This window comes from Salipiger abyssi, from assembly GCF_001975705.1.
GTDB lineage: Bacteria > Pseudomonadota > Alphaproteobacteria > Rhodobacterales > Rhodobacteraceae > Salipiger > Salipiger abyssi.
In genome coordinates this window covers 3,742,180-3,756,468 of the sequence record NZ_CP015093.1, presented here as the reverse complement: position 1 = coordinate 3,756,468, position 14,289 = coordinate 3,742,180, and the positions used below count along the sequence as shown (strand labels likewise).

At 64.7% G+C, this 14,289-nt stretch carries 13 protein-coding genes; 10 read left to right on the top strand and 3 right to left on the bottom strand.

What is annotated here, in order from left to right; translation table 11 throughout:
* Positions 1-105 precede the first annotated feature (105 nt).
* The 9 genes from Ga0080574_RS21850 to Ga0080574_RS21810 all read left to right on the top strand — a co-directional run bounded on the left by Ga0080574_RS21850 (position 106) and on the right by Ga0080574_RS21810 (position 7,140).
* A complete protein-coding gene (locus Ga0080574_RS21850) occupies positions 106-1,293 on the top strand; it encodes an ABC transporter substrate-binding protein (RefSeq protein ID WP_076704571.1) in 1,188 nt (395 codons plus the stop codon).
* A gap of 100 nt (positions 1,294-1,393) precedes the next feature.
* On the top strand, positions 1,394-2,173 hold the full coding sequence (locus Ga0080574_RS21845; RefSeq protein ID WP_076704569.1) for an ABC transporter ATP-binding protein: 780 nt from the start codon (positions 1,394-1,396) through the stop codon (positions 2,171-2,173).
* Positions 2,170-2,790, top strand: a complete 621-nt coding sequence (locus Ga0080574_RS21840; protein WP_156876427.1) for a hypothetical protein — start codon at positions 2,170-2,172, stop codon at positions 2,788-2,790. The genes Ga0080574_RS21845 and Ga0080574_RS21840 overlap by 4 nt, the downstream gene beginning before the upstream one ends.
* A gap of 72 nt (positions 2,791-2,862) precedes the next feature.
* Positions 2,863-3,684, top strand: coding sequence for an ABC transporter ATP-binding protein (locus Ga0080574_RS21835; protein WP_076704565.1), 822 nt, complete (start codon positions 2,863-2,865; stop codon positions 3,682-3,684).
* A 19-nt stretch (positions 3,685-3,703) separates the two neighbouring features.
* Positions 3,704-4,066, top strand: a complete 363-nt coding sequence (locus tag Ga0080574_RS21830) for a hypothetical protein (protein WP_156876426.1) — start codon at positions 3,704-3,706, stop codon at positions 4,064-4,066.
* Positions 4,066-4,500, top strand: a complete 435-nt coding sequence (locus Ga0080574_RS21825; protein ID WP_076704554.1) for a hypothetical protein — start codon at positions 4,066-4,068, stop codon at positions 4,498-4,500. The genes Ga0080574_RS21830 and Ga0080574_RS21825 overlap by 1 nt, the downstream gene beginning before the upstream one ends.
* Positions 4,500-5,510 carry a branched-chain amino acid ABC transporter permease gene (locus Ga0080574_RS21820; protein ID WP_076704551.1) on the top strand — a complete coding sequence of 337 codons (1,011 nt, stop codon included), beginning with the start codon at positions 4,500-4,502 and terminating at the stop codon, positions 5,508-5,510. Before Ga0080574_RS21825 ends, Ga0080574_RS21820 begins: the two co-directional genes overlap by 1 nt.
* On the top strand, positions 5,507-6,796 hold the full coding sequence (locus Ga0080574_RS21815) for a branched-chain amino acid ABC transporter permease (protein WP_076704549.1): 1,290 nt from the start codon (positions 5,507-5,509) through the stop codon (positions 6,794-6,796). The genes Ga0080574_RS21820 and Ga0080574_RS21815 overlap by 4 nt, the downstream gene beginning before the upstream one ends.
* Positions 6,797-6,906: 110 nt before the next feature.
* Positions 6,907-7,140: a hypothetical protein gene (locus Ga0080574_RS21810; protein ID WP_076704547.1), complete on the top strand. Its 234-nt coding sequence runs from the start codon at positions 6,907-6,909 to the stop codon at positions 7,138-7,140.
* Positions 7,141-7,151: 11 nt separating this feature from the next.
* On the opposite strand, the gene Ga0080574_RS21805 is transcribed toward Ga0080574_RS21810, so the two are convergent.
* Positions 7,152-7,772 (bottom strand): helix-turn-helix domain-containing protein, encoded by a 621-nt coding sequence (locus tag Ga0080574_RS21805; protein ID WP_076704544.1) that lies wholly within the window; start codon positions 7,770-7,772, stop codon positions 7,152-7,154.
* A 65-nt stretch (positions 7,773-7,837) separates the two neighbouring features.
* On the opposite strand from Ga0080574_RS21805, the gene Ga0080574_RS21800 reads away from it, so the two are divergent.
* Positions 7,838-9,349: a class I adenylate-forming enzyme family protein gene (locus Ga0080574_RS21800; RefSeq protein WP_076704542.1), complete on the top strand. Its 1,512-nt coding sequence runs from the start codon at positions 7,838-7,840 to the stop codon at positions 9,347-9,349.
* A 157-nt stretch (positions 9,350-9,506) separates the two neighbouring features.
* Here Ga0080574_RS21800 and Ga0080574_RS21795 read toward each other — a convergent pair whose 3' ends face one another.
* Both Ga0080574_RS21795 and Ga0080574_RS21790 read right to left on the bottom strand, forming a co-directional pair.
* Positions 9,507-10,040, bottom strand: a complete 534-nt coding sequence (locus Ga0080574_RS21795) for an ImmA/IrrE family metallo-endopeptidase (protein WP_076704540.1) — start codon at positions 10,038-10,040, stop codon at positions 9,507-9,509.
* Between the two features lie 10 nt (positions 10,041-10,050).
* Positions 10,051-13,698 (bottom strand): vitamin B12-dependent ribonucleotide reductase, encoded by a 3,648-nt coding sequence (locus tag Ga0080574_RS21790; RefSeq protein ID WP_083716922.1) that lies wholly within the window; start codon positions 13,696-13,698, stop codon positions 10,051-10,053.
* Between the last annotated feature and the right edge of the window lie 591 nt (positions 13,699-14,289).

Here is a 14,289-nt window from a genome sequence, read left to right as displayed (position 1 = left end):
GTCGGCACGCCGCAGCGGCAACCATGCGCGTGCGGTCTTTTCTTTTTGTGATGCCGATCATAGGCTCCGCGCAGGACAACGCGTTCCAGCAAGGGAGAACCTGTTATGAAAAAGTGGCTTCTGGCATCCGCCGCCACAACGCTGCTCGCAACCGGGGCCGTGCAGGCACAGGAGGCCAAGATCGGCGTCATCCTCGGCTATACCGGCCCCATCGAATCGCTGACGCCGGCCATGGCCGACAGCGCCGAACTGGCGATGAAAGAGGTCAATGACAGCGGCAACTTCCTCGACGGCGTCACGCTGACCCCGGTGCGCGCCGACAGCACCTGTGTCGATGCCGCCGCCGCCACCGCCGCCGCAGAGCGCCTGATCACCACCGACGGCATCGTCGCGATCATGGGCGCCGACTGTTCCGGCGTGACCGGCGCCGTGCTCTCGAATGTCGCGGTGCCGAACGGCGTGCCGATGGTCTCGCCCTCGGCGACCTCGCCGGCGCTCTCGACCGTCGAGGACAACGGGCTGTTCTTCCGCACCTCGCCGTCGGATGCGCGTCAGGGCGAGATTCTCGCCGGCATCCTGGGCGAGCGCGGCATCAGCTCCGTCGCCGTGACCTATACCAACAACGACTACGGCAAGGGCTTTGCCGACAGCTTCATCGCGGCCTATGAGGCGGAGGGCGGCGAAGTCACGCTGTCGGCCCCGCATGAGGACGGCAAGGGCGACTACTCCGCCGAGATCGGCGCGCTGGCCTCGGCCGGCGGTGACGCGCTGGTTGTGCTGGGCTATTCCGATCAGGGCGGCAAGGGCATGATCCAGTCGGCGCTCGACACCGGCGCCTTCGACATCTTCGCCCTGGGCGACGGCATGTATGCCGACGCGCTGCTGGAGGATCTGGGCTCGGCACTGAACGGCAGCTTTGGCTCGGTGCCCTGGGCCGAGGGCGATGGCGCCGAGACCTTCATGACGATGGCAGAAGAGGCCGGCATCAACAGCGAAGGCGCCTATACCCGCGAAAGCTATGACGCGGCGGCGCTGATCGCGCTGGCGATGATGAAGGGCGGCGAGGTCTCCTCTGCCTCCGTTGCGGCGAACATTCTCGACGTGGCCAATGCGCCGGGCGAGCCGATCCTGCCCGGCGAGCTTGGCAAGGCGCTGGAAATCCTCGCCGAGGGCGGCGACGTGGACTATGTCGGCGCCACCAATGTGGAGCTGGTGGGCCCCGGCGAGGCTTCGGGCACCTATCGCTATTACGAGATCACCGACGGCGAGTTCGAGACCGTCTCGGTCAAGTAAGCGCCTACGCGCATGAGATCGGACAGTCCGGGCCGCGCGCCCGGGCTGTCCGCAACCACATAAAGCGCGCCGCGAAAAGGCGCCGAGGGGATAGACAGATTTGATCCGGGTGGAGAACCTTCACCGCCATTTCGGCGGGTTTCGTGCCGTTGACGGTGCCTCGCTGGAGATCGCCACCGGCTCGATCACCGGGCTGGTGGGGCCGAACGGCGCCGGCAAGACGACGCTGTTCAACGTGATCGCCGGCGCGCTGCCGCCGACCAGCGGCACGGTGATCATGGATGGCGAGGACATCACCGGCCTGCCGCCGCATGCGTTGTTTCACAAGGGCTTGCTGCGCACCTTTCAGATCGCGCATGAATTCTCGTCGATGAGCTGCCGCGAGAACCTGATGATGGTGCCGGGCGGTCAGGCGGGCGAGACTCTGTGGAACGCCTGGTTCGGGCGCGGACGGATTGCGCAGGAAGAGGCGGCGCTTCTAAAAAAAGCCGATGAGGTGCTTGATTTCCTGACGATTTCGCATCTCAAGGACGAGAAGGCCGGGAACCTCTCCGGTGGACAGAAAAAGCTGCTGGAGCTCGGGCGCACGATGATGGTGGATGCCAAGATCGTGTTTCTGGACGAGGTCGGCGCGGGCGTGAACCGCACCCTGCTGAACACCATCGCCGACACCATCGTCCGGCTGAACCAGGAGCGCGGCTATACCTTCTGCGTGATCGAGCACGACATGGATTTCATCGGCCGCATCTGCGACCCGGTCATCGTCATGGCCGAGGGCAAGAAGCTGGCCGAGGGCACGCTGGACGAGATCAAGGCGAATGACGCGGTGATCGAGGCCTATCTCGGCACCGGCCTCAAGAACAAGGAGGCGGCGGGATGAAAGCTATTGCCGCTTTGCTTGCGCTTTTGATGCTGTGCACTCCTGCGGCAGCGCAGGATGTTCTCGGTCGGTCAATGATTGACGGGCGTCGTGTCGAATTGCTGAGCGATGGAACGTGGCGCTTTTCCGAGCCTTCGCCGTCCGCGGGATGCGCGAACGTCGCTGCCGACATCTTCTTTTGCGGCAGCTATCGCAACTGGCGCCCGACAAATTCAGCGGCAACCGACTTTGATGCAATGTTTCGGCACTCCGATCGGCTATATGGCGGGATGATCTACGAGGAGGTCGGGAGCCTGGCCGGCATCGACTATGATTACATGATCTCGGTTGCACTGGACAATGTGGCACATGCGGCCGGTACGTCGCCTGATATGGTGCCTATCCTTGACATCATGGACATCGAAGTGAGCGATTTGCCGGCCCAGACGATCATCTACGCGGGTAAGGTCAACAATCTGGGCGTGGTTTATGCCAACACCTTTGTCATACGGGAAAACGACGTCACACAAATCCTGACCTGGGAAATCACACGGGACTACACTGAGAAGCATTCCAACATGCATGCAGATTTTCTGGCGAATACCCGCTACGAAAAGGAAGCCACCGATGCGCACTGACTTCTGCTGTCCGAGCAAGCGTCAGTACTCCAGATACTGGTCGCAAAAGCGGTGCGTGTCGGAGACCACACGATGAGCGGTGGTTATGACGACCGGGGCAACCGGGATGCGAGCATCGCCAACCCGCAGGGCATGGGCGAGGCGCAGCCGGTGCATGAGGGCGGGCACGCGCATGACGCGCCCGGCGGGCCGTTCCTGATCGGCGAGGCGATGACCGGCGGCTACGGGCGCGGCGCGGATATCCTGCATGCCTGCACCATCGCGGTGGAGCGCGGCGAGATCGCGGTGATCGTCGGGCCGAACGGCGCCGGCAAGTCGACAGCGATGAAGGCGGTCTTCGGGATGCTCAATCTGCGCGAGGGCGCGGTGCGGCTCGATGGCGAGGACATCACCGAGCTCAGCCCGCAGGCGCGGGTGCGCCGGGGCATGGGCTTTGTGCCGCAGACCCACAATATCTTCACCTCGATGAGCGTGGAGGAGAACCTCGAGATGGGCGCCTTTATCCGGCGTGACGATTTCCGGGAGACCATGGCGCAGGTCTACGATCTGTTCCCGATCCTCAAGGAAAAGCACAGGCAGGCGGCGGGTGAGCTCTCGGGCGGGCAGCGCCAGCAGGTCGCCGTGGGCCGGGCGCTGATGACGCGGCCCAAGGTGCTGATGCTCGACGAACCGACGGCGGGGGTGTCGCCCATCGTGATGGACGAGCTTTTCGACCGGATCATCGAGGTGGCGCGCACCGGTCTGCCGGTGCTGATGGTGGAACAGAACGCGCGTCAGGCGCTGGAGATCGCCGACAAGGGCTATGTGCTGGTGCAGGGGCGCAACGCTCATACCGGCACCGGACGCGAGCTGCTGGCCGATGACGAGGTCCGGCGCAGTTTTCTGGGCGGCTGAGCGGATGGAGAGATCCGGTTTGAGTATTTCTGGAAAGATGAAAGGGCTTTGTGCCGCGCTGACGGCCTGCGGTCTTGCCGGGCCGGTCGCGGCGCAGGGGCTGACCTGCGTGGCGGAGCTGCAATGCCGCGGCGATGCGGAAGCCATGTGCGCGCCCTCCACCCTCAGCATCGAGGCCGAGCGTGCGGGCGGCGGAGCGCATCTCTGGATCGACCGTCAGGGGCCGTACCCGGCCTCTGTGACACGCGGCGCGGACGGGCTTGAGCTGGCGGTCGAGGGGTTCGGCGGCGGCCACGGGATGCAGGTGCAGGCAGACGGCGCGTTCATCTATCGCGGCAACCGGGGCAAGCGCTTTAGCGGAACCTGTGAGGGGATGCTGTGATGGCGCGCGCGCTCTTTTCCACGATGGCTGCGCTGGTGTTCTGCTCTGCCGGGGGCGCCTGCGCAGCCCCGCCGGCCAGCCTGTCCATCCATGAGTGCCGCGAGAGGCAATCATGCGATGGGGCGGGAAGCTGCGTGACGGCCCGGACCCGTGTGTTCGTCGCACAGCGCGACGGTATGGCGGCCGGACCGTATTTCAGCATCGGTCCGCTCGTGCCTGAAGCGCGTGGCGGATTGTTTTTCGAACAGGATTGGCGTTGGAGCCTTGGTGGCCTTCCGGCGCCTTCGGCGGAGATCGGGCGGGCACAGATGCTAAGCAGTGACGAACAGGGCCATTGGACTGCCCATGTCTATCGACCCGGCCGAGAGGTTCCGGGGCTGCATCGCAGCGACTGGGTGCGCGCCGACTACACATGCCAGCAGGTGATGTTCTGATGGAGATTCTCAACGCGCTCGTTGCGCTGTCCAACTTCGTGCTGATCCCTGCCATCGCCTATGGCAGCCAGCTGGCGCTTGGCGCGCTGGGGGTGACGCTGATCTATGGCATCCTGCGCTTTTCCAACTTCGCCCATGGCGACACCATGGCGATCGGCACCATGGTGACGATCCTCGCCACCTGGGGCTTGCAGGCTTTGGGCGTCAGCCTCGGGCCGCTGCCCACCGCGCTGCTGGCGATCCCGGTGGGGATCGCCGGGGCGGCCGCGCTGGTGCTGCTGACCGACCGGCTGGTCTATCGCTTCTACCGCGAGCAGAAGGCCAAGCCGGTGATCCTCGTCATCGTCTCCATGGGGGTGATGTTCGTCTATAACGGCGTCACCCGTTTTATCATCGGACCGGACGATCAGAGATTTGCCGATGGCGAGCGGTTCCTGATCACCGCGCGCGAGTTCAAGGAGATGACCGGGCTCGACGAGGGGCTGGCGCTGAAATCGACCCAGGGCCTCACGGTGATCACCGCGGTGATCGTGGTGGCGCTGCTCTTTTGGTTCCTCAACCACACCCGCACCGGCAAGAGCATGCGCGCCTATTCCGACAACGAGGATCTGGCGCTGCTTTCGGGCATCAACCCCGAGCGCGTGGTGATGGTGACCTGGATCATCGTCGCCGCATTGGCGGTGGTGGCGGGCACGCTTTACGGGCTCGACAAGAGCTTCAAGCCCTTCACCTATTTCCAGCTTCTGCTGCCGATCTTCGCCTCCGCCATCGTCGGCGGGCTGGGCTCGCCGCTGGGCGCTATTGCCGGCGGCTTCATCATCGCCTTTTCCGAGGTCGGCATCACCTATGCCTGGAAGAAGGTGCTGGGCTATCTGATGCCCGAGAGCCTTGAGCCCTCGGGGCTCGTGCAGCTGCTCTCGACCGATTACAAATTCGCCGTCAGCTTCGTGATCCTGATCATCGTGCTGCTGTTCCGGCCGACCGGACTGTTCAGGGGGAAATCCGTATGAGGACGCTCGGGCTGTTTGCACTTGTGGCGGTGCTGATCCTCGGCACCGGTTTTCTGCAAAGCTGGAACTCGGCGCTGATCATCCTCAATATGGGGCTGGTGAGCGCGATCATGGCGCTGGGGGTCAACCTGCAATGGGGACTCGCGGGGCTCTTCAATGTGGGCGTCATGGGCTTTGTCGCGCTCGGCGGGCTGGCGGTGGTGCTGACCTCGGTCGCGCCGGTGCCTGAGGCCTGGGCGGCCGGCGGCACCCGCATCATGGGCGCGCTGGTCCTGGGCTTTGTCACCATCGCGGCCTGCGTGCTGGCCTGGAAGCGCCTGCCGCGCGGGCGGCGCGGCTGGGCCGTGGCCGTGCTGAGCATTGGCGGCTTCTTCCTCTATCGCGCGGTGCTCGATCCCGGCGTCGAGGCGGTGGAGGCGGTGAATCCCGCCGCCACGGGCTTTCTCGGCGGGCTCGGCCTGCCGGTGGTGCTGGCCTGGCCGGTGGGCGGGCTGCTCGCCGCCGGTGTCGCGTGGGTGATCGGCAAGACTGCGCTGGGGCTGCGCTCGGATTATCTCGCCATTGCCACGCTGGGCATTGCCGAGATCATCATCGCGGTGATGAAGAACGAGGACTGGATGGCGCGCGGCGTCAAGAACGTCATCGGCCTGCCCCGGCCCCTGCCCTATGAGATCGACCTCCAGAACGATCCGGGCTTTGTCGACCGCGCCGCCGGGCTCGGGCTCGACCCGACCACCGCCTCGACGCTTTACGTCAAGCTCGGCTATTCGCTGATGTTCACCGCCGTGCTGGTGATCGTGCTGGTGCTGGCGCAGCTGGCGCTGAACTCGCCCTGGGGCCGGATGATGCGGGCGATCCGAGACAATGAGGAGGCCGCCGAGGCCATGGGCAAGGACGTGACGGCGCGGCATTTGCAGATCTTCATCCTCGGCTCGGTGCTCTGCGGCATGGCGGGGGCGATGATGACGACGCTGGACGGCCAGCTCACACCGTCGAGCTACCAGCCGCTGCGCTACACCTTCCTGATCTGGGTGATGGTGATCGTCGGCGGCTCGGGCAATAATCTCGGCGCGGTGCTGGGCGGGTTCCTGATCTGGTTCCTCTGGGTGCAGGTGGAGCCCATCGGGCAATGGCTGATGAATGCGGTGACGTCGGGCATGGCGGAGAGCTCCTGGCTCAAGGCGCATCTTCTGGACAGCGTGCAGCATATGCGGCTGCTGACCATGGGGGTGATCCTGCTGCTGGTGCTGCGCTTTGCGCCGCGCGGCCTGCTGCCGGAGCGCTGATAACCGTTTCTTAAAGTCTCGCGCCGCATGATGCGGACGATCCGGCCTGGCGGGGGCCTCGGGCCCGGATCGCAGGGGCCCTTCGGGGCGGATTGTCAGGGACGGAACGGATGGATTGGTCGAAAGTCACCCGCAACTGGGAGGCGGCCTCGGATCGCCTTCTGAAACGGTTTCCGCATCTGTCGGCGGCGGCGCTGCGGCGCCCGCCGGCGCGGATCGAGCTGCTGGCGCGTCAGGTGGCGGAACGCCACGAGCTGACGCTTTACGAGGCGCGCGACGAGGTGGAGCTGCTGCTGTTCGCCGATATCCCGTCTTACCAGCTCGACCGCATGGCCGCCGGTTAGCCCGGCGCGGACTATTCCAGCGAGGTAACCCATAGGATCGTCGCATCCTCGGGGCTCACCGAGACGACGTTATGACCCATGGTGGCGTCGTAATAGGCGCTGTCGCCGCGCTTCATCTCGATGGGTTCGTAGAACTCGGTATAGAGCCGCACGATGCCGGTCAGGACGTAGAGGAATTCCTCGCCGTCATGGCGCACCCAGCCGTCGAATTCCTCCATGCTGCGCGCGCGCACGCGGGCACGATAGGGCAGCATCTTCTTCTTGGTGAGGCTCTCGGCGAGCAGCTCATGCTCATAGGTCACCGTCGCCTGATGCAGCCCGGCGCCCTCGCGGGTGTGGATCATCCGGCCCGAGATCTGCTCGCGCTTCGGTGGGGTGAAGAGCTGCGGCACACCGATCCCCAGCCCCACGGCGAGCTTTTTCAGGGCGTCATAGGTGGGCGACATCTGGCCATTCTCGATCTTCGAGAGCGTCGAGCGCGCCAGCCCGGCCTGCTTTGCCGCCTGCTCCAGCGTCCAGTCGCGCTCCTTGCGCAGCTCGCGCACCCGCGCGCCGAGATCGAGCGGTTCGGCAAAGGCCTCTTCGCCGTTTTCTCGCGCCAGGCGGATCAGGGTTTTTGGGTCGCGCGACATGGGCAATGCTATAGGGCCGGCGCCCGGCCCTTGCAATGGCGCCGGTGCGGCCCTAAGCCCGGAGCATGCTTTCGGAATTCGACGATGGCGCCTTTGCGCCCTGCCCCGCGCCCTTCAACCTCGCGGCCCATGTGCTGGCGGCGGGCGAGGCCACGCCCGACAAGATCGCGCTGGCCATCGTCAAACCGACGGGCGCCGAACGCTGGTCGTATGCAAGGCTGACGGCGGCGGTGCGCGGCACCGCGGCCGGACTCTTGCAGGCGGGGCTGACTCCGGGGGACATCCTGCTCATGCGGTTGGGCAACACGGTGGATTTCCCCATCGCCTATCTCGGCGCCATCGCCGCCGGGATCGTGCCGGTGCCGACCTCCTCGCAGCTCACCGCGCGCGAGGTCGCGCCGATGATCGCCCATCTGCGCCCGGCGGCGATCCTGCGCGGCGACGGCATCGCCTGCCCCGAGACCGCGCTGCCGGTTTTCGACCGCGCGACCTATGAGGGCTGGCACAGGCTGCCGCCCGCCGGTTACGCCATGGGCGATCCGGAGCGGCTGGCCTATATCATCTACACCTCCGGCACGTCGGGCGTGCCGCGCGCCGTGGGTCATGCGCATCGCGCGATCTGGGCGCGGCAGATGATGATGGACGGCTGGTACGGGCTCACGCCCTCCGACCGGCTGCTGCATGCGGGCGCCTTCAACTGGACCTATACGCTGGGCACCGGGCTCATGGATCCCTGGACCATGGGCGCCACGGCGCTGATCCCGGCGGCGAGCACCGATCCGGCGCAGCTCGCGCTGCTGCTCAAGCGCAACGATGCGACGGTGTTCGCCGCTGCCCCCGGGGTTTACCGGCAGATCCTGAAATATCCGTTACCGCCGATGCCAAAGCTGCGCCACGGGCTGGCTGCGGGCGAAAAGCTCTCCGCCCCGATCCGCGAGGCCTGGAGCGAGGCCACCGGCACCGCGATTTACGAGGCCTATGGCATGTCGGAATGCTCCACCTTCATCTCGGCCTCTCCTGCGCATCCGGCGGCGCCGGGCGCGCTGGGGCGGCCGCAGACCGGGCGGCGCATCGCCCTGCTGGGGGAGGATCACAAGCCGGTGCCGCGCGGCGCGCCGGGCATGATCGCCGTGCACCGTACCGATCCGGGGCTGATGTTGGGCTATGTCGGTGCGCCCGAGGACACGGCGGCGCGCTTTGCCGGTGAGTGGTTCCTGACCGGCGATCAGGGGATCATGGATGAGGACGCGCAGATCGCCTATCTGGGCCGCGACGACGACATGATGAATGCCGGAGGCTACCGCGTCTCGCCGCTGGAGGTCGAGGCCGCGCTGGCCGATCTGCCCGGCGTGACGGAGATCGGCGTGACCGATGTGGCGGTGAAGGAGGGCGTCTCTGTCATCGCCGCCTTCTACGTGGCCGAGGCAGAGCTGGACGAAGACCTGCTCAAGACCCGCGCCGCCGAGCGTCTGGCGCGCTACAAGCAGCCCCGCGCCTTTGTCCGCGTCGATGCGCTGCCGCGCAATCCGAACGGAAAACTCATCCGCAAGGCGCTGAAAGATCACGTCCTTTCGTAATTTCGGGAAACCCCGAAATAGCTTTGCGCAAGAAAAAAGGGCCCCGCACTGGGGGCCCTGAAGTCTCGCCGACAAGGCTCACTTATGATACCGCCCGTTGTCTCTGCCTGCGGCCTTGTCTGCGCGGGATGAGCGCACCCATCCCGTGTTCCATCGTCTATTTAACGCCGAACTTCTTCATAGCGACCTCGATCATCGCCACAGAAACCCCGAAGTATTTCGCTAGCTTGACGCGATCTCCGCCATGCAGCGAAGATGCGGCTTCGAGCGCACCGTCCCCAAAGAGCAAAACGTCTGCCACTGCGTTTGCTTCTTGTTCTTGAGAGAGTTCAAAATAGAACTCGTCATCGCCACGGTTGAGGTTCAAACCATCGAACAACGGATCCTTGTGGTTAACGTGCAGCAGAAAGTGACCGATTTCATGAAGAACAGTGAAGCGCCTCGAGACCACCGAATGTGCTCGGTTCACCTCGATCGCATATCCGGACTCGGTGAACGGATCCGACACCAACCGTCCGCCCATTCGAGCAGGCAGATCGACTTGATGAACGTCAATGCCGAGCGCCTCCGCGAGCTCCTTCACCGACTGTACCTTACCCGGCCGCATCATCCCAAGATTAAAACTTCTTAGGATCTGCCGCGCTTTGCCGTCGTGCGGTAGTCGTAGGAAAAGATCGCGAAGGCTCTTCATTGTACTCTCCTCAGCTACACCCGCTCGTCGAGCCGCAGGTGTTGCACTTCATGCAGGTGCCGTTGCGCACCAGCGTGTAGTTGCCGCATTCGCCGCAGGCCTCGCCCTCATAGCCCTGCATGCGCGCCTTGGCGCGGGCATCCATGGCCAGCGAGGAACTCGACGTGCTCAGCGTCGCGACGGTGGTCTCGGCGGTGGCCACACCGGCAGTCTCCGGCATCAGCCCGCTCAGCGCGCCGCCGGTCTGGCCGCCTTGCAGCACCACCAGCTCCTGCGGCAGACGCTTGCGGAGATAGCCGGTGGAAGAGATCTGCTTGAGCACCTCCAGCGAGCGCGACGCGGCGGTTTCAGACAGCTCCTGCACGTTCGACACACCCTCTTCCTCGCCACGGCCGAGATCGTCGAAGGTGGCGCCCTGCGGGGCCACATGCGCCAGATCGGTGCGGTCGAGATAGCTCACCGCCAGTTCGCGGAAGATGTAATCGAGGATCGAGGTGGCGTTCTTGATGCTGTCATTGCCCTGCACCATGCCCGCCGGTTCGAACTTGGTGAAGGTGAAGGCATCGACGAATTCCTCCAGCGGCACACCGTATTGCAGGCCGACCGAGACGGCGATGGCGAAGTTGTTCATCATCGCGCGGAAGCCGGCGCCTTCCTTGTGCATGTCGATGAAGATCTCGCCGAGATTGCCGTCTTCGTATTCGCCGGTGCGCAGATAGACCTTGTGACCGCCGACAATCGCCTTCTGGGTATAGCCCTTGCGGCGCTCGGGCATCTTGGTGCGGCCGGCGCGGACCACTTCCTTGACCACCACCTTCTCGACGATCTTCTCGGCGATGACCTGGGCCTTTTCCTGCGGCGAGCCGCTTTCCAGCACCTCCATCGCGTCGTCATCGTCCTCGACCAGCGCGGCGGCCAGCGGCTGGCTGAGCTTGGAGCCGTCGCGGTACAGCGCGTTGGCCTTCACCCCCAGCGACCAGCTCAGCTCATAGGCCTTCTGGCAATCCTCGACCGTCGCCGCGTTCGGCATGTTGATGGTCTTGGAGATCGCGCCCGAGATAAAGCTCTGCGCGGCGGCCATCATGTGGATGTGGCTTTCCACCGAGAGGAAGCGCTTGCCCTTCTTGCCGCAGGGGTTGGCGCAGTCGAAGATCGACAGGTGCGCGTCCTTGAGATGCGGCGCGCCTTCGAGGGTCATGGTGCCGCAGACATGGTCGTTGGCGGCCTCGATCTCGGCGCGGGTAAAGCCCAGGTGGCGAAGCAGGTCAAAGCTCGGATCGTTGAGCTTTTCCGCAGGGATGCCAAGGGTTTCGCGGCAGAACTCCTCGCCCAGCGTCCACTGGTTGAAGACAAAGCGGATATCGAAGGCGGTGGCGAGCGCGCGCTCGACCTTCTCGATCTGCGCCGGGCCGAAGCCATGGCCGATCAGCGCGGTGTGGTTGATGCCCGGCGCGTTGCCGAGGCTGCCATGACCCACCGCGTAGCTGATGATCTCTTCGATCTGACTGGAGCTGTAGCCCAGCTTGACCAGCGCGCCGGGCACGGAGCGGTTGATGATCTTGAAATAGCCGCCGCCGGCGAGCTTCTTGAATTTCACCAGGGCGAAATCGGGCTCGATGCCGGTGGTGTCGCAATCCATCACCAGGCCGATGGTGCCGGTGGGCGCGATGACCGAAACCTGCGCGTTGCGGTAGCCATGCTGTTCGCCGAGGCGCAGCGCCTCGTCCCAGCTCGACTTTGCCAGCTCGATCAGCGTCTGATCGGGGCAGTTGGCGTGATCGAGCGCCACCGGCTTGACCGCGAGGCCCTCATAGCCCTCGGTCTTGCCATAGGCGGCGCTGCGGTGGTTGCGGATGACGCGCAGCATGTGCTCGGCGTTGCGCTCATGGCCCGGGAAGGCGCCGAGTTCGCCGGCGATCTCGGCGGAGGTGGCGTAGGAGACGCCGGTCAGGATAGCGGTCAGCGCACCGCAGAGCGCCCGGCCCTCGTCGCTGTCATAGCTGTAACCCATGTTCATCAGCAGCCCGCCGATATTGGCGTAGCCGAGGCCAAGGGTGCGGAAATCATAGGAAAGCTGCGCGATCTCCTTGGAAGGGAACTGCGCCATCAGTACCGAGATTTCCAGCGTCAGCGTCCACAGGCGGGTGGCATGCACATAGCTTTCCGCGTCGAACTTGCCGTCATGCAGGAAGGTCAGCAGGTTCATCGAGGCCAGGTTGCAGGCCGTGTCGTCGAGGAACATGTACTCCGAGCACGGGTTGGAGCCGCGGATCTCGCCATCCGCCGGGCAGGTGTGCCAGGCGTTGACGGTGTCGTGGAACTGGATGCCCGGATCGGCGCAGGCCCAGGCCGCGTGGCCGATCTGTTCCCACAGCTCCTTGGCGTCGACGGTCTTGGCTACCGAGCCGTCGGTGCGGCGGATCAGCTCCCAGGGCTTGCCCTCGCGGACGGCCTCAAGGAAGGCATCGGTGACGCGGATCGAGTTGTTGGAGTTCTGGCCCGAGACGGTGGCATAGGCCTCGCTGTCCCAGTCGGTGTCATAGGTCGGGAACTCGATGCTGGCATAGCCCTGACGCGCGTAATCCAGCACGCGCTTGATGTAGGTCTCGGGGATCGCGACCTTTTTCGCCTCGCGGATCGCCTTTTTCAGGCCCGCGTTGGCATTGGCCTCATAGGCGTCGCTCTCCAGCCCGTCCCAGTTGCGGATTGCCTCGAAGATGCCGTTGAGCATCTTTTCGTGCATCTTGGAGCCGGCGACGATGCTGGCGACCTTCTGCTCTTCCTTGACCTTCCAGTTGATGAAATCCTCGATATCCGGGTGGTCGGCATCGACGATCACCATCTTGGCGGCGCGGCGGGTGGTGCCGCCGGACTTGATGGCGCCGGCGGCGCGGTCGCCGATCTTGAGGAAGCCCATGAGGCCGGAGGATTTGCCGCCGCCGGACAGGCGCTCGCCCTCGGCACGCAGCGAAGAGAAGTTGGTGCCGGTGCCCGAGCCGTATTTGAACAGCCGCGCCTCACGCACCCACAGGTCCATGATGCCGCCGTCGCTGACCAGATCGTCGGCGACGGACTGGATAAAGCAGGCATGCGGCTGCGGATGCTCATAGGCGGATTTGGATTTGGTCAGCTTGCCGGTCTTGTAATCGACGTAATAGTGGCCCTGGCCCGGGCCGTCGATCCCATAGGCCCAGTGCAGGCCGGTGTTGAACCATTGCGGGCTGTTCGGCGCGGCGGTCTGGCTGGCCAGCATGTGGCGCATCTCGTCGTAATAGGCCTGGGCATCGGCCTCGGTCGAGAAATAGCCGCCCTTCCAGCCCCAATAGGCCCATGCACCGGCCAGACGGTCAAAGACCTGCTTGGCAGAGGTTTCGCCGGTGCGGGGCGTGTCCTTGTCGGCGGGAACCGAGCGCCAGAGGAATTCCGGCACGCCCTTTTCGGCGACCTTCTTCAGCGCGGTCGGCACGCCGGCCTTGCGGAAATATTTCTGCGCGATGACGTCCGAGGCGACCTGGCTCCACTTCGCCGGCACTTCCAGCGTGTCGAGCTTGAACACCGTGGTGCCGTCGGGATTGCGGATCTCCGAACTCGTGGTGACGAATTCGATATTCGCATATGCGTCCTGGCCTGCCTCGGTGTATTTTCTTTCGATCTTCATCGCTGCCTCTGCTTCAGCTGGTGCCCAAATTCTTTGTCGGCGATGCAGGGACAGCGTTACCCAAAGCAGCCAAGCGATACGCCCGCTGCGGTCATGCGATATCTCGATGTGCGTTCTGTGTGTCCCCGCCGAGCATCACTATATCTAGTGGTATGCCGTCCGGCCCGCACAAATTGGCGCAAAATCCGCCTGAGGGTCAACGGCTTTTTTGGGGGCGACCCCGTATATTTTGTGTTGACGTATCAGGTGCACACAAGAGCTATGGCTTATCCGCGATTCATCCACATGACACCCGCCTGTGCGGCGTCGCACGGACCAAAGGGAAAACCGCCGGTTTCGGCGCAAGTTATCCACAGCTGTTCATAAAATGCCTGAACCGGGCGGCGCGGCCAGCGCGTCAGTCGAAAGGCCGTTACCGTGAGCCAGCGGCGCTGCTGAAAATTCAGGCAATCCGGCCGATCTGAGAAATCATGCGCCGCGCGGCCACCATATCTTGTGCGGAGTCATCGCAGTCACAGCCGCCCTCGGGCCACACGCCTGGCGGTGGCTGGGTCGTGTGAACCGCGCCGCGCCGGCGCTCCGACTGCCATC